The sequence below is a fragment of the Streptomyces sp. NPDC032822 genome, assembly GCF_055578825.1.
In genome coordinates this window covers 352431-366472 of record NZ_JBVIOL010000010.1, presented here as the reverse complement: position 1 = coordinate 366472, position 14042 = coordinate 352431, and the positions used below count along the sequence as shown (strand labels likewise).

The window sequence follows — 14042 nt, the reverse complement described above, 5'->3', positions numbered from 1 at the left end:
CCACCCCCCAAGACATGCGATCGACAGGGGGAGAAAGTCATGCCAACTCCGAAGGCCGGGCGCCCCATTGCGGGGCTACCAAAAAGGTAATGGGGAGCGGGACACACAACGTGGGGTTCGTGTGTGTGTGTGTGGGCGAGACAGACGACGTGGGGTTCGTGTGGGGGAAGCGGGACGGATGACGGACCGGAGCAGAGGTGCGGGGTAGGGATGGCGACCCGGAGCGGGTGGGTGGGGAGGTGGCTCGGCAGGAGGCTCGCGGCCTTCGTGCCGAGGTCGGTGGCGGTGTCGATGCCGATGCCGATGGCGATGGCGCGGCCGGTGTCGGTGGCAGCGGCGATGGCGATGGCCGTGACAGCGGTCCTGTGGGGTTGGGGGATACCGGCCGCCGCCGCGGCACCGCAGGGTCCCGGCCGGAACGTCCCCGATGTGGCGGTGGTCGTCGCGGGCGGCACGGGCCGGACGACGGCGCTGCGGTCCGGTGAGCCGGAGTTCGCCCGGCTCTGGCAGTTGCTGGAACCGATGTACGCGGGAACGGAAAGGGTGTCGGAGGCATGGGGGGAGGGCCGGTATCCACCGGTGCGGATCACCGTGGTGTGGGGGCTGACCGGTGTCGGGGGCTGGCCTCGGACGGACTCGGCGCCGGGTGGTGACGTGGCCATGGAGCGGCAGGACCAGTTGTTCCTGGCCGGGGACGGCACACCGTGGGTGCGTTCGGATGTCTCCCCGGACCTGGTGGACGACGACATCCGCTGGCATCGGGCGCCGCGCTCGGTCTTCGCGCGGATGAGCCGGGCCGGGCTGCTCGGCGAGGCCGGTGCGGGGGCGGCGGCCGGGGGTGCGGGCGGTGCCGGGGGGACCGGGTCGGCGCCGGGCGGTGTCTGGTGGGCGATACCGGGGCTCGCCCTGGGGATCCTGGCCGGGGCCGGAGGCACCCTGCTGATACGCCGCGCGGCGGCCCGGCCGGGTGCCGGACCGCCGCGGGAGGAACCACGACAGGAGCTGATCGATCTCTGAGCCGGAGCGAGATGGCCGGCCGGCGCCGGTCAGCCGAGGTCGATCTCCGGGTAGAGCGGGAAGCCCGCCACGAGGTCGGTGGCCCGGCGGGAGATCTCGTCCGCGATCTTCTCGTCCAGGACGTGGGAGGCCTTCGAGGGAGCACCGGACTTGGTCGTGCCGGCCTCGGTGGCGGTGAGGACACGGTCGATGAGGCCGGCGACCTCGTCCATCTCGGCGGTACCCAGCCCGCGCGTCGTCAGCGCGGGCGTGCCGATGCGGATGCCGGAGGTGTACCAGGCGCCGTTCGGGTCGGCCGGGATGGCGTTGCGGTTGGTGACGATGCCCGAGTCGAGGAGCGCGGTCTCCGCCTGGCGGCCGGTGAGGCCGTAGGAGGAGGCGACGTCGATCAGGTTGAGGTGGTTGTCGGTGCCGCCGGTGACGAGGGTGGCGCCCCGGCTCATCAGGCCTTCCGCCAGCGCTCGGGAGTTGTCCACGATGCGCTGGGCGTAGTCCTGGAAGTCGGGCCGGCGGGCCTCGGCGAGGGCGACGGCCTTGGCGGCCATGACGTGCGGGAGCGGGCCGCCGAGGACCATCGGGCAGCCGCGGTCGACCTGGTCCTTGAGGGAGTCGTCGCACAGGACCATGCCGCCACGCGGGCCGCGCAGCGACTTGTGGGTGGTGGTGGTGACGATCTGGGCGTGCGGGACCGGGTCGAAGTCACCGGTCAGGACCTTGCCCGCGACCAGGCCGGCGAAGTGCGCCATGTCGACCATCAGCGTCGCCCCGACCTCGTCGGCGATCTCCCGCATGATCCGGAAGTTCACGAGACGGGGGTAGGCGGAGTAGCCGGCGACGATGATCAGCGGTTTGAACTCGCGGGCGGTGGCGCGCAGGGCCTCGTAGTCGAGGAGGCCGGTGGCGGCGTCGGTGCCGTAGGAGCGCTGGTCGAACATCTTGCCGGAGATGTTCGGGCGGAAGCCGTGGGTGAGGTGGCCGCCCGCGTCCAGGGACATGCCGAGCATGCGCTGGTTGCCGAAGGCCTGCCGGAGCTCGGCCCAGTCGGCGTCGGAGAGGTCGTTGACCTGGCGGACGCCGGTCTTCGCGAGGAAGGGGGCCTCCACACGGTCGGCGAGGACGGACCAGAAGGCGACGAGGTTGGCGTCGATGCCGGAGTGCGGCTGGACGTAGGCGTGGCGGGCGCCGAAGAGTTCCCGGGCGTGCTCGGCGGCGAGGGACTCGACGGTGTCGACGTTGCGACAGCCGGCGTAGAAGCGGCGGCCGATCGTGCCCTCGGCGTACTTGTCGCTGAACCAGTTGCCCATCGCGAGGAGGGTGGCCGGAGAGGCGTAGTTCTCGGAGGCGATCAGCTTGAGCATCTCGCGCTGGTCGGTGACCTCCTGGCCGATGGCGTCGGCCACGCGCGGCTCGACGGCGCGGATCACGTCGAGGGCGGCACGGAAGGCGGTGGACTCGTGGGAGAGGGGTTCGGCGGGCATGCGGACCTCCGGGCGTCGTGTTCAGCGTTCACGGTACGGCCCAGGCGCACGGCACTCGGTTCTTCGGGCCGCTCCCCGATGGTCCGTCCCATCCCAGCGCGCCAGTCACGACCCGCCGGTGAGCCTACCGGCCGCGCCGGGACCGCCGAGGGCCGCGTCCACCATGCGAGCGACACGGCGGAAGGGCCCTGCCAGAAGCCGCATGGTGCGGCGGGCGGTCCTGAGATCGGTAAGAGCGGGTGTGCGGGCGGCCCGTTCGCGATCACCTCCCCTACAGTCGCTTTGTGCTCTTTGGAATGGTGTGCGCGCTGGCTGCCGCGGTCTGCTTCGGTACGGCGACGGTGTTGCAGGCGGTGGCGGCACGGGCGGCGGGCACCGGCGGGGGCGGGGAGGCCGCGCTGCTGCTGCGGGCGGTCCGGCAGTGGCGGTATCTGGCCGGGCTGGCACTGGACGGGCTGGGGTTCCTATTGCAGGTCGCCGCGTTGCGGTCGATCCCGATCTACGCGGTCGGGGCGGCGCTGGCGTCGAGTCTCGCGGTGACGGCGGTGGTCGCGGCCCGGGTGCTGCGGGTCCGGCTCGGCCGGGGCGAGTGGGGTGCGGTCGGGGTGGTCTGCGCCGGGCTCGCACTGCTCGGGATCGCCTCCGGGACGGAGGGCGAGGAGGTCGGGTCGCCGGCGTTGAGGTACGCGATGCTCGGCACCGCCGTGGCCGTCCTGCTGCTCGGGCTGAGCGGCGGGCGGCTGCCGGAGCGGAGGCGGTCACCGGTGCTCGGGCTGGCCGCCGGGTTCGGGTTCGGGGTGGTGGAGGTGTCGGTACGGCTGATCGACTCCCTCGCGCCCTCGGAGCTGCTCGCGAATCCGGCCACGTACGCCCTGCTGCTGGGCGGCGGCGCCGCGTTCCTGTCGCTGACCTCGGCGCTGCGGCGCGGCTCGGTGACCACGGCCACCGCGGCGATGGTGATCGGCGAGACGATCGGGCCCGCGACGGTGGGCGTGGTGTGGCTGGGGGACCGTACGCGGGAGGGGCTGGCGTGGGTGGCCGTGCTGGGGTTCCTCGTGGCGGTGGCGGGCGCGTTGGCGCTGGCGCGGTTCGGGGAGGCACCCGAGGAGGCGCTGCGGGAGGCACCCCGGGAGTCCCTCTCGAAGGAACCCCGCGAAGCCCAGGGGGCCCACGAACGCCCGACGGCCCAAGGAGAAGCACAGGAACGCCCGGAAGCCCACGAAGCACAGGAACGCCCGGCGGCCCAGGAACCCTCGGAAGGTCGTCCCTGACCGGCCCCCGGTTTCACCCGGGTTCTTCCCGGAGGCCCGGGTGTGCAGGGCGGTGCGGGGTACCGGGCCGAGCTGGTGGTGGACGGCCGCGCGAACCAGGGGGTGGGTGAACGCGATGCCGGTCGGCTCGTCGCGCGGATCCTCGCGGGCGTCCGGGGCGGTTGGGGCGTCCGGGGAAAGCCGGGGAAATACGACGACGGTGCGGGAGGTCGACAGCGCTCGGGGCGACGGCGACGAGACCGGGTACGTGGGCAGCGCCGGGGCCGAAGGGAGCCGATGGTGTACCGGACATCCCTCAGAACCCCTCGGGGTCCCGCTGGGGCAACACCCGGCACAACGCCTCCAGCGCCCCCGCCCACGCGTGGTCCGGCGGGGTTCCGTAGCCCACGACGAGGGCGTCCGACCGCTCGGCGGTGGAGGCCTCGTGGCGGAAGAGGGACAGGCCGTAGAGGGCCAGGCCCTGCCAGGCGGCGGCCTGGACGACCGACTGCTCGGTACCGGCGGGGAGGGTCAGGACGGCGTGCAGTCCGGCGGCGATGCCGGTGACATGGACGTCGGGGGCGCCGACGGCGAGGGCGTCGACCAGGGCGTCCCGGCGTCGGCGGTAGCGGAGGCGGGCGGCGCGTACATGGCGGTCGTAGGCGCCGGAGGTGAGGAACTCGGCCAGGGTGAGCTGGTCGAGGACACCGCAGGTGTCGATGGCGCCCTTCGCGGCGGCCGTCGCGTCGGCCAGGGCGGGCGGCAGCACCAGCCACCCCAGGCGCAGTCCCGGGGCGAGGGACTTGCTGGCCGTGCCCAGGTAGACGACGTGGTCGGGGTCGTGGCCCTGGAGGGCGCCGACGGGCTGGCGGTCGTAGCGGAACTCGCCGTCGTAGTCGTCCTCCAGGATCAGTCCGCCGGTGCGCCGCGCCCAGTCCAGGGCGACCACCCGGCGGTCGCGGTGCAGGGGGAAGCCCATGGGGAACTGGTGGGCGGGGGTCAGCAGCACCGCGCCCTCGTCGGTCAGGTGCGCGGGGTCGGTGCCGTCTGCGTCGAACGGGAGGGGCTCGGTGCGCAGCCCGGCCTGCTTCAGCATGTCCTCGTGCGCCGTGAGGCCGTACGACTCGACCGCGACCGTCCGTGCTCCGCGCGCCCGCAGGACCGTGCCGAGGACGCGCAGGCCGTGGACGAACCCGGCGACCACGACGATCCGGTCGGGATCGGTCCGTACGCCCCGGGAGCGGGCGAGGTAGGCGGCGAGGGCGGTGCGCAGTTCGATCCGGCCGCGGGGGTCGCCGTAGCCGAGGGCCTCGTTCGGGGCGGCGGTGAAGGCGCGGCGGGCGGCCTTGAGCCACTCCGTGCGGGGGAAGGAGGCGAGGTCGGGGGTGCCGGGGCGGAGGTCGTAGGCGGGGCGGTGGCGTTCGCGGCGGGGTGGGGCGGAGCCCGCCGGGGAGGCGGTCGTGCTCCCCCGGGGGAGTATCGCCGTGGCCACCCGGGTGCCCGAGCCCTGGCGGGCGGTGAGCCAGCCCTCGGCGACCAGGTCGGCGTAGGCGTAGGCGACGGTGTTGCGGGCGATGCCCAGGTCGGCGGCGAGGGCGCGGGAGGAGGGCAGGCGGGTGTCCGGGGCCAGGCGGCCGGACAGGACGGCCTCGCGCAGGGCGTCGGTGAGGCCGCGGCGGACGCCGGGACCGGTCGGTTCGAGGTGGAGGTCGATGCCCAGAGTGGCCCATGGTTTCGCCATGGAAATGGACCATACCCCTGGGCTGCCTTCCTCCTAGGGTCGACAGCATGACGATCGAAGCCGCCACCCACACCACCACGGAGTACGCCCCCGAACACACCCCCCGGCTGAACTGGGCCGAGCAGGCCCCCGAGGTCTTCAAGGCGATGGTCCGGCTGGACGCCGCCGCCCGTAAGGGTCTCGACCCGAGGCTGCTGGAGCTGGTGAAGATCCGCGCCTCGCAGATCAACCGCTGCGCGCTCTGCGTCGACATGCACAGCAAGGACGCGCTCGCCGGGGGCGAGAGCGTGGAGCGGATCGTCCAGCTCAGCGCGTGGGAGGAGTCGGAGCACTTCTACACCCACCAGGAGCTGGCCGCGCTCGCGCTCACGGAGGCGGTGACCGTGCTCACCGACGGCTTCGTGCCGGACGCCGTCTACGAGCGGGCCGCGGCCCACTTCGAGGAGGCCGAGCTGGCCCAGCTGATCGCCGCGATCACTGTGATCAACGCGTGGAACCGGTTCGGCGTGACCTGCCGCCTGGTCCCGGGGCACTACCGGCCGGGGCAGTACAAGTGAGCCGTACGGCGCTTCCGGACAAGGTCGACACCTTCCGCGCCCTGCACCGGCGCCGCTCCCCGGATGATCCGCTCGTGCTGCCCGGCCCCTGGGACGCGGCCAGTGCGCGGGTGTTCGCCGAGGCCGGTTTCCCGGCGCTCGCCACGCCCAGTGCCGGGGTCGCCGCCTCCCTCGGGTACGAGGACGGGCGGACTCCGGCGGACGAGATGTTCGCGGCGGTCGCGCGGATCGTGCGGGCCGTGGACGTGCCGGTGTCGGCGGATGTGGAGGGCGGGTACGGGCTGGCGCCGAAGGAGCTGGTGGAGCGGCTGCTGGAGGCCGGGGCCGTCGGGTGCAACCTTGAGGACTCCCACGGGGGTGGTGTCCTCAAGGACCCGCGGCGGCACGCCGACTGGCTGGCCGAGGTGCGGTCGGCTGCGGCTGACCGGCTCTTCGTGAACGCGCGCGTCGACACCTTCCTCAGGGGCGTCGCCGAGCCCGAACAGGCCATCCACCGGGCCGCGTTGTACGTCGCCGCGGGCGCCGACTGCGTGTATCCGATCGGCGCCCCGGCGGCCGTACTGCCGTTGCTGCGGTCCGGGATCCAGGGTCCGCTCAATGTGGTCGCGAAGCCGGGCGAGGGCCCCTCGCCCACCGAACTCGGTGAACTCGGGGCCACCCGCGTCACGTTCGGGCCCGGGTTCCAGCTCCGGGCCTCGGCGGCCCTCAGGGAGATCGCCGGACAGCTGAGGTAGCCGGGGCCGGTACGGCCGGGGTGGCCGGGGTCAGGACAGCCATGTCTTCCAGGTGGACTCGTGGCTGTCCACCCACTTCTTCGCCGCCTCCTCCGGGGAGAGCTTCTGGTCGGCGATCAGCAGGGAGACCTGGTTCTGGTCCTCGGTCGTCCACCGGAACTTCTTCAGGAAGGCCGCCGCCTCGCCGCCGCTCCTCGCGAAGTCCGTGTTGAGGTACTTCTGCAGCGAGGTGTGCGGATAGGCGCAGGTCACCTTGGCCGGGTCGGCGTCGCAGCCCTCCTTGTACGCGGGCAGCTTCACCTCGGTCATCGGGACCTTCTCGAAGAGCCACTGGGGCGAGTACCAGTAGGTGAGGAAGGGCTTCTTCTCCTTGGCGAACTGCCTCATCTGGGTGATCTGGGCGGCCTCCGAACCGGCGAAGACGACCTGGAAGTCGAGCTTCAGGTTCTGCACCAGCGCCTTGTCGTTGGTGACATAGGAGGGCGAGCCGTCCATGAGCTGGCCCTTGCCGCCGCTCTCCGGCGTGCGGAACTGCTCCGCGTACTTGTTGAGGTTCTTCCAGTTCGTGACGTCCGGGTGCTGTTTGGCGAAGTACGTGGGGACGTACCAGCCGATGTGCCCGGTGACACCGAGGTCGCCGGCGCCGGTGATCGTCTTCTTGTCCTTGACGTACCGCTGTTCCTGCTCGGGGTGGCCCCAGTCCTCCAGGAGCGCGTCGACGCGGCCCTGGCTGAGGGCGTCCCAGGCGGGCACCTCGTCGACCTGGACGGTGTCGACGCGGTAGCCGAGCTGGTGCTCCAACAGGTACTGCGCGACGGCCACGTTGGCCTGCGCGCCCACCCAGGACTGGACGGACAGGGTCACGGACTTCGCGCCCCCGGCGTTGGCGAACGGCGAGCCCTGCTTGGTCATGTCGGCGGCACCGCAGCCGGTCAGGAGCAGCAGCGAGGACGCCCCGGCCACTACGGCAGTCGTACGCACTCGCATGTCAGGCTCCCTTCTTGGTACGGCGTTCGGTCGGCTGGGTGACCCGGTCGAGCATCAGGCCGAGGCAGACGATCGCCGCGCCGGCCACCAGGCCGGTGGCGAGGTCGCCCTGGGCGAGGCCGAAGACGACGTCGTAGCCGAGGGCGCCGCCGCCGACCAGGCCGCCGATGATGACGACGGCGAGGACCAGGACCACGCCCTGGTTGACGGCGAGCAGCAACGCGGAGCGGGCCAGCGGGAGTTGGACCTGCCGGATCTGCTGGGCGGTGGTCGCGCCGAGCGAGCGGGACGACTCCAGGGCGGCCTGGTCGACCTGGCGCAGGCCCTGGGTGGTGATGCGGACGACGGCGGGCAGCGCGTAGACGACCGCCGCGGCCACGGCGGGGGCGCGGCCGACGCCGAACAGCGCGACGACCGGGATCAGGTACACGAACTGCGGCATGGTCTGGAAGACGTCCAGGACGGGCCGCAGCAGTCGCTCGAAGCGGTCGCTGCGGGCCGCCGCGATCCCGGTCGCGAAGCCGAGCACGAGGGTCACGGCGACGGCCGCGAGCACCTGCGACAGCGTGTCGAGCGACGGCTTCCACACGCCGAGCACGCCGATCGCGGCCATGGCGAGGACCGCGGTGAGCGCGGTCCGCCAGGTGCCGATCACCCAGGCCAGTGCGGCGACGATGAGCAGCACCGACCACCAGGGCAGGCCCTGGAGGCCGTCCCGGATCGGGTCGAGGACCCAGGTGGTGAAGTGGCCGGCCCAGTCGGCGGTGCCGCCGATGACGGGGACACCGGAGTAGAGGTGGTCGGTCATCCAGTCGACGGCCCGGTTGACGGGCTCGGCGATGTTCAGCGTCCAGGCGTCGGGCCAGTCGAGCCGGCCCAGGAGCCGTCCGGCGACCGCGACGGCCACGGCGGCGACGAGCGCGTACGCCCATCCCGCGCGGCCCGAGGGCTCGGCGCCGGACCGCTCACCGGCCGCGGAGGTGATCCGGTCCAGGACGACGGCGAGCAGCACGATCGGGATGCCGGCGGCGAGTGCCGCGCCCACGTCGACCGAGGCGAGCGCCTGGTAGACGCGGTCTCCGAGGCCGCCCGCGCCGATCACCGAGGCGATGACCGCCATGGACAGCGCCATCATGATCGTCTGGTTGAGACCGAGGAGGAGTTCCTTGCGGGCCAGCGGGATCCGCGCGGTCAACAGGCGCTGCCGGGCGGTGGACCCCAGCGACTCGACGGCCTCCAGCACCTCCTTGTCGGCGCCGCGCAGGCCGAGCGAGGTGAGGCGGGCCATGGGCGGGGCGGCGTAGACGACGGTGGCGAGGACGGCCGCGGGGACGCCGATGCCGAAGACCAGCACCACCGGGAGGAGGTAGGCGAAGGCGGGCAGCACCTGCATGGTGTCGAGGACCGGGCGCAGGGCGCGGTCCATCCGGTCGGACAGTCCGGCGGCGAGACCGAGCACGGCGCCCACGGCGACCGACGCGAGCACCGCGACGACCATCAGCGCGAGGGTCTGCATGGTCGGCACCCACATGCCGAGCAGGCCGCAGGCCAGGAACGCGGCGGCGGTACCGAGGGCCAGCCGTACTCCGGCGACCCGCCAGGCGACCAGGCCGGCGACGGCGGTCACGCCGGCCCAGCCGGCGGCGAGCAGCACCAGGTAGACGGCGCGTACGGAGAGGGCGACCGCGTTGCTGACGTGGCCGAAGAAGTAGAGGAACAGCGGGTGGCTGTCCCGGTTGTCGATGATCCAGTCGCTGGTCCTCGTCAGCGGCTCGGTGAGGTCGACGGTGAGCGCGTCGGGCCAGCTTCCGCTGGCCCAGCGGGCGTTCGCCAGCGGGACGAGGACGGCCGCGGCGAGCGCGAGCAGCAGGAGCTTGTGGGCGGCCCGGTGCTTGAGGACGCCGGGGATCGCCCGGGGCAGGGGTGCGGTGATCGTCGCCATCAGACCGTCTCCTTACGGAGCTCCGTTCCGGCTACGACGTCCAGGAGTCGTTCTTGGTCGACGACCCCCAGACACCGGCCGTCCTCCACGACACAGGCGGGCCGGTGGCTGCGCGCGACGACCTGGATCGCCTCGGCGACCACCGCGTCCGCGGCGAGCGCGCCCGGGTGGTCCGGGCCGCAGCATTCCCCGGCGCGCATGGCTGTGCGGACCGTCATGACCTGCTCGCGCGGGACGTCGCGGACGAACTCGCGGACGTAGTCGTCGGCGGGCGAGCCCACGATCTCCTCCGGGGTGCCCAGCTGCACCACCCGGCCGTCGCGCATCAGCGCGATCCGGTCGCCGAGCTTGAGGGCCTCGCTGAGGTCATGGGTGATGAAGACCATCGTGCGGCCCTCCTCGCGGTGCAGCCGGACGACCTCCTCCTGCATGTCGCGCCGGATCAGCGGGTCGAGCGCGCTGAACGGCTCGTCGAACAGCAGGACCTGAGGGTCGGCGGCGAGTGCGCGGGCCAGTCCGACGCGCTGGCGCTGGCCGCCGGAGAGCTGGCCGGGCCTGCGCTGCTCCATGCCTTCCAGGCCGACCTTCTTGACGACCTGGAGGGCCCGTTCGCGGCGCTCGGACCTCGCCATGCCCTGGATCTCCAGGCCGTAGGCCACGTTGTCGAGGACCGTGCGGTGCGGGAGCAGGCCGAAGTGCTGGAAGACCATCGCGGCGCGGTGGCGGCGCAGTTCGCGCAGCCGGGCCTTGTCCATGGCGCGGACGTCCTCGCCGTCGATGGCGATCGTGCCGGCGGTCGGTTCGATCAGCCGGGTCAGACAGCGCACCAGCGTGGACTTGCCGGAGCCGGACAGGCCCATGACGACGAAGACCTCGCCCTTGCGCACGTCGAAGGAGACGTCCTGGACGGCGGCGGTGCAGCCGGTGCGGGCGCGCAGTTCGGCGGGCGAGAGGGCGGCCAGCTCGGGGTCGGCCGGGACGTCGTCCGCCTTGGGGCCGAAGACCTTCCACAGGCCCTCGACGGAGAACACGGGGGTGTTCGTTTCCTCGCTCATCACGCACCGCCTCCCAGCAGGTCCACGGCCTTCTCGCCGACCATCAGCACCCCGATCATCGGGTTCACGGCCGGCATGGTGGGGAACACGGACGCGTCGGCGATACGGATGCCGTCCAGTCCGCGGATTCTCAACTCCGGGTCGACGACGGCCTGTTCGTCGTCGGCGGCGCCCATCCGGCAGGTTCCCGCCGGGTGGTACACGGTGTGCGCGACCTTGCGGGCGTACTCGCTCAGCTCCTCGTCGCCCGTGACCTGCGGGCCGGGCGCCACCTCGCGCTTGAGCCAGCCGGCGAGCGGTTCGCTCTTCGCGATCTCGCGGGCGATCCTGATGCCGTCGACGAGGGTGCGGCCGTCGTAGTCGTCCTCGTCCGTGAAGTAGCGGAAGTCGAGAGCGGGCTTGACGGCCGGATCGGCGCTGGTGAGATACAGCCGGCCGCGGCTCTTCGGCTTGGGGATGTTCGGGGTCATGGACACCCCGAACTCCGGCCGCTCGTAGCCCAGTCGCTCCGGGTTGTCGGTGAACGGGATCTGGTAGAAGTGGAACATCAGGTCAGGGCCCGCGTGTTCGGGGTCCCGGCGCACGAACAGGCCCGCGTCGGAGTCCATCGCGGAGTTCTCGGGGAGGGGGCCGTTCGTCTCCCAGACGATGACCGACTCCGGGTGGTCGAGCAGGTTCTCGCCGACGCCGGGCAGGTCGTGCACGACCGGGATGCCCAGTTCGGCGAGGTCGTCCTTCGGGCCGATGCCGGAGTGCAGCAGCAGTCGGGGCGAGTCGACGGCGCCGGCGCACAGCACGACCTCGTTGCGGGCCCGGACGACGAACTCCTCACCGTCCTTGGTGCGCACATGGACGCCCTCGGCGCGGGTGCCGTCCAGCTCCAGCCGGTACGCCCAGGTCTCCAGCAGAAGCGTCAGGTTGGCGCGCTCGTCCATCACCGGGTGCAGATACGCCACCGAGGCCGAGGAGCGCTTGTTGTTCTCCGGGTGGTAGGCGAGGTCGAAGAAGCCGACGCCGTCGTTGAACGGCTTCTTGTTGAAGCCCTCGACGCGGGGGACGCCGAGCGTCGTCTGCGCCGCGTCGACGAAGTCGCGGGCGATGGCGTTCCGGTCCTTCTCGTCGACCGGGACGATGTTGTTCTTCAGCCGCGCGAAGTACGCCTCCATCGGCACCGCGCCCCAGCCCCCGGCACCGGCCGCCTCCCACTCGTCCCAGTCGGACGGCAGCGGCTTGAAGGCGATCAGGGTGTTGTGCGAGGAACAGCCTCCGAGTACCCGGGCCCGGCTGTGCCGGATATGCGAGTTGCCGCGTGGCTGCTCGGTGGTCGGGTAGTCGTAGTCGAGGTCGCCGCCGAGCAGGCCCATCCAGCGGCGCAGGGTCAGGACGTCGTCTCTGTCGACGTCACTGGGGCCGCCCTCGATGACGGCGACGGTGACGTCCGGGTTCTCGGTGAGGCGGGAGGCGATGACGGAGCCGGCGGTGCCGCCGCCGACCACGACATAGTCGTAGACGTGGGGGTTCTCGGACGTGGGATCGGGCGTGGGGTCGGGCATGGGGGTGCTCCAGGGGCTTGCGAGGTCTTACCGGGGGAAGAGCCGGGCGAGCGGGGAACTCAGCCGGCGAACCAGCGGACGGGCTTCGGCGCCAGGTTCTGGTAGACGTGCTTGGTCTCGCGGTACTCGGCGAGTCCGGCGGGGCCCAGTTCGCGGCCCACTCCGCTCTTGCCGAAGCCGCCCCACTCCGCCTGGGGGAGGTAGGGGTGGAAGTCGTTGATCCAGATCGTGCCGTGGCGCAGCCGGCCCGCGACCCTGCGGGCCCGTCCGGCGTCGGTGGTCCAGACTCCGCCCGCGAGGCCGTACTCGGTGTCGTTGGCGAGGGCGACCGCCTCGTCCTCGGTGCGGAAGGTCTCGACGGTGAGGACCGGTCCGAAGACCTCCTCGCGCACGACCCGCATCTCTCGGTGGCAGCGGTCCAGGACGGTCGGCTCGTAGAAGTAGCCGTTCGCGGGCCGTTCGGCCGACGGCTCGGGGCGCCTGCCGCCGGAGCGCAGCACCGCGCCCTCGGCGAGCGCGGACTCGACGTACGCCTCGACCTTGGCGCGCTGCTGCTCGGAGACGAGCGGGCCGCACTCGACGCCGTCGGCGGTGCCGCGGCCGAGGCGGATCTTCCCGGCCCGGCGGGCGAGTTCGGCGACGAAGCGGTCCCGGACGGACTCCTCGACGATGAGGCGGGCGCCGGCCGAGCAGACCTGGCCGCTGTGGATGAAGGCCGCGTTGAGGGCCTGGTCGACGGCGGTGTCGAAGGCCTCGTCGGTGGCGCAGGCGTCGGCGAAGACCACGTTGGGGTTCTTGCCGCCGAGTTCGAGGGCGACCTTCTTGACGCCGGGGGCGGCGGCCTCGGCGACCTTCGTGCCGCTGACCAGGCCGCCGGTGAAGGAGACCAGGTCGACGTCGGGGTGTTCGGCGAGCCGGGCGCCGACCGAGGGGCCGGGGCCGGTGACGATGTTCGCGACCCCGGCGGGCAGACCGGCCTCGGCGAGCAGGCCGACGAGGGCGACCGTCGTCAGCGGGGTGATCTCGCTGGGCTTGACCACGAAGGTGTTGCCGGCCGCGAGCGCCGGGGCGATCTTCCAACTGGCCTGGAGGAGCGGGTAGTTCCAGGGCGTGATCAGCGCGCACACCCCGACGGGCTCGTGCACGACCACGCTGTGGAGGTCGGGCGAGCCCGCGTCGACGACCCGGCCCGGGGCCTCGGCGGCGACGAGGTCGGCGAAGTAGCGGAACGCGTCGGCGACACAGTCGATGTCGACGCGGCCCTCCTCGACGGTCTTGCCCGCGTCCTGGGCCTCCAGTCGGCCGAGGGCTTCACGGTCGCGTACGAGGAGGTCGGCGACGCGGCGCAGCAGTGCGGCGCGTTCGGCGACCGGCGTGCGCGGCCAGGCACCCTGTCCTCCGTCGAAGGCCTGCCGGGCGGCCACGACCGCCAGGTCGGTGTCCTTCTCGTCACCCTCCGCGACCAGGGCGAACGGCAGGGCGTCCGCGGGGTCGAGGATCTCGCGCGTGGCGCCGGAGACGGCTTCGAGCCACTCCCCGCCCACGTGGATGGTCTTCCGCGCCTGAAGTTCTGGGGTGTCCGCCATGATCGGGTCTGCCTTCCGTTCCTGTTCAGTGCCCCTGGGTCACACGCGTGTCACTCACCGGGACCGTGATCGCCTGCCCCCCACTTTCGATTGCATGCGCAATTCATGGCCGAAAGTGTGCTGCGTCACTGAACATGCGGGC

At 72.4% G+C, this 14042-nt stretch carries 11 protein-coding genes and 1 riboswitch; of the genes, 4 read left to right on the top strand and 7 right to left on the bottom strand.

Annotated elements, in window-relative coordinates; translation table 11 throughout:
- The first annotated feature begins 339 nt into the window (after nt 1–339).
- Nucleotides 340–1017 (top strand): hypothetical protein, encoded by a 678-nt coding sequence (locus ACZ5VD_RS28350; RefSeq protein ID WP_468683713.1) that lies wholly within the window; start codon nt 340–342, stop codon nt 1015–1017.
- A gap of 29 nt (nt 1018–1046) precedes the next feature.
- On the opposite strand, the gene ACZ5VD_RS28345 is transcribed toward ACZ5VD_RS28350, so the two are convergent.
- The gene (locus tag ACZ5VD_RS28345; RefSeq protein WP_468683697.1) at nt 1047–2495 is read right to left on the bottom strand and encodes a glycine hydroxymethyltransferase; all 1449 of its coding nucleotides are present in this window, start codon (nt 2493–2495) and stop codon (nt 1047–1049) included.
- A 31-nt stretch (nt 2496–2526) separates the two neighbouring features.
- Nucleotides 2527–2614, bottom strand: a riboswitch (ZMP/ZTP riboswitch).
- Nucleotides 2615–2791: 177 nt separating this feature from the next.
- On the opposite strand from ACZ5VD_RS28345, the gene ACZ5VD_RS28340 reads away from it, so the two are divergent.
- Complete coding sequence (locus ACZ5VD_RS28340; RefSeq protein WP_468683711.1) at nt 2792–3766, top strand: DMT family protein; 975 nt, start codon at nt 2792–2794, stop codon at nt 3764–3766.
- Nucleotides 3767–4061: 295 nt separating this feature from the next.
- On the opposite strand, the gene pdxR is transcribed toward ACZ5VD_RS28340, so the two are convergent.
- A complete protein-coding gene (gene pdxR, locus ACZ5VD_RS28335) occupies nt 4062–5486 on the bottom strand; it encodes a MocR-like pyridoxine biosynthesis transcription factor PdxR (RefSeq protein ID WP_468683695.1) in 1425 nt (474 codons plus the stop codon).
- Between the two features lie 47 nt (nt 5487–5533).
- Between pdxR and ACZ5VD_RS28330 the strand changes: the two genes are divergently transcribed.
- Both ACZ5VD_RS28330 and ACZ5VD_RS28325 read left to right on the top strand, forming a co-directional pair.
- On the top strand, nt 5534–6043 hold the full coding sequence (locus tag ACZ5VD_RS28330) for a carboxymuconolactone decarboxylase family protein (protein WP_468547522.1): 510 nt from the start codon (nt 5534–5536) through the stop codon (nt 6041–6043).
- Nucleotides 6040–6777, top strand: coding sequence for an isocitrate lyase/PEP mutase family protein (locus tag ACZ5VD_RS28325; RefSeq protein ID WP_468547523.1), 738 nt, complete (start codon nt 6040–6042; stop codon nt 6775–6777). Before ACZ5VD_RS28330 ends, ACZ5VD_RS28325 begins: the two co-directional genes overlap by 4 nt.
- A 30-nt stretch (nt 6778–6807) precedes the next feature.
- Here ACZ5VD_RS28325 and ACZ5VD_RS28320 read toward each other — a convergent pair whose 3' ends face one another.
- The 5 genes from ACZ5VD_RS28320 to ACZ5VD_RS28300 are packed head-to-tail and all read right to left on the bottom strand — an operon-like array spanning nt 6808 to nt 13900.
- Nucleotides 6808–7764, bottom strand: a complete 957-nt coding sequence (locus ACZ5VD_RS28320; RefSeq protein WP_468547524.1) for an ABC transporter substrate-binding protein — start codon at nt 7762–7764, stop codon at nt 6808–6810.
- A gap of 1 nt (nt 7765) precedes the next feature.
- Nucleotides 7766–9706 carry an ABC transporter permease gene (locus ACZ5VD_RS28315; protein ID WP_468547525.1) on the bottom strand — a complete coding sequence of 647 codons (1941 nt, stop codon included), beginning with the start codon at nt 9704–9706 and terminating at the stop codon, nt 7766–7768.
- On the bottom strand, nt 9706–10761 hold the full coding sequence (locus tag ACZ5VD_RS28310; RefSeq protein ID WP_468547526.1) for a quaternary amine ABC transporter ATP-binding protein: 1056 nt from the start codon (nt 10759–10761) through the stop codon (nt 9706–9708). Before ACZ5VD_RS28310 ends, ACZ5VD_RS28315 begins: the two co-directional genes overlap by 1 nt.
- Nucleotides 10761–12314: a GMC family oxidoreductase gene (locus ACZ5VD_RS28305; RefSeq protein WP_468683693.1), complete on the bottom strand. Its 1554-nt coding sequence runs from the start codon at nt 12312–12314 to the stop codon at nt 10761–10763. Before ACZ5VD_RS28305 ends, ACZ5VD_RS28310 begins: the two co-directional genes overlap by 1 nt.
- A gap of 59 nt (nt 12315–12373) precedes the next feature.
- Nucleotides 12374–13900: an aldehyde dehydrogenase family protein gene (locus ACZ5VD_RS28300; RefSeq protein ID WP_468547528.1), complete on the bottom strand. Its 1527-nt coding sequence runs from the start codon at nt 13898–13900 to the stop codon at nt 12374–12376.
- Nucleotides 13901–14042 lie beyond the last annotated feature (142 nt).

Coding starts and splice junctions, on each gene's coding strand:
- ACZ5VD_RS28350 (WP_468683713.1), top strand. CDS start 340: ATGGCGATGGCCGTGACAGCGGTCCTGTGGGGTTGGGGGATACCGGCC.
- ACZ5VD_RS28345 (WP_468683697.1), bottom strand. CDS start 2,495: ATGCCCGCCGAACCCCTCTCCCACGAGTCCACCGCCTTCCGTGCCGCC.
- ACZ5VD_RS28340 (WP_468683711.1), top strand. CDS start 2,792: ATGGTGTGCGCGCTGGCTGCCGCGGTCTGCTTCGGTACGGCGACGGTG.
- pdxR (WP_468683695.1), bottom strand. CDS start 5,486: ATGGCGAAACCATGGGCCACTCTGGGCATCGACCTCCACCTCGAACCG.
- ACZ5VD_RS28330 (WP_468547522.1), top strand. CDS start 5,534: ATGACGATCGAAGCCGCCACCCACACCACCACGGAGTACGCCCCCGAA.
- ACZ5VD_RS28320 (WP_468547524.1), bottom strand. CDS start 7,764: ATGCGAGTGCGTACGACTGCCGTAGTGGCCGGGGCGTCCTCGCTGCTG.
- ACZ5VD_RS28315 (WP_468547525.1), bottom strand. CDS start 9,706: ATGGCGACGATCACCGCACCCCTGCCCCGGGCGATCCCCGGCGTCCTC.
- ACZ5VD_RS28310 (WP_468547526.1), bottom strand. CDS start 10,761: ATGAGCGAGGAAACGAACACCCCCGTGTTCTCCGTCGAGGGCCTGTGG.
- ACZ5VD_RS28305 (WP_468683693.1), bottom strand. CDS start 12,314: ATGCCCGACCCCACGCCCGATCCCACGTCCGAGAACCCCCACGTCTAC.
- ACZ5VD_RS28300 (WP_468547528.1), bottom strand. CDS start 13,900: ATGGCGGACACCCCAGAACTTCAGGCGCGGAAGACCATCCACGTGGGC.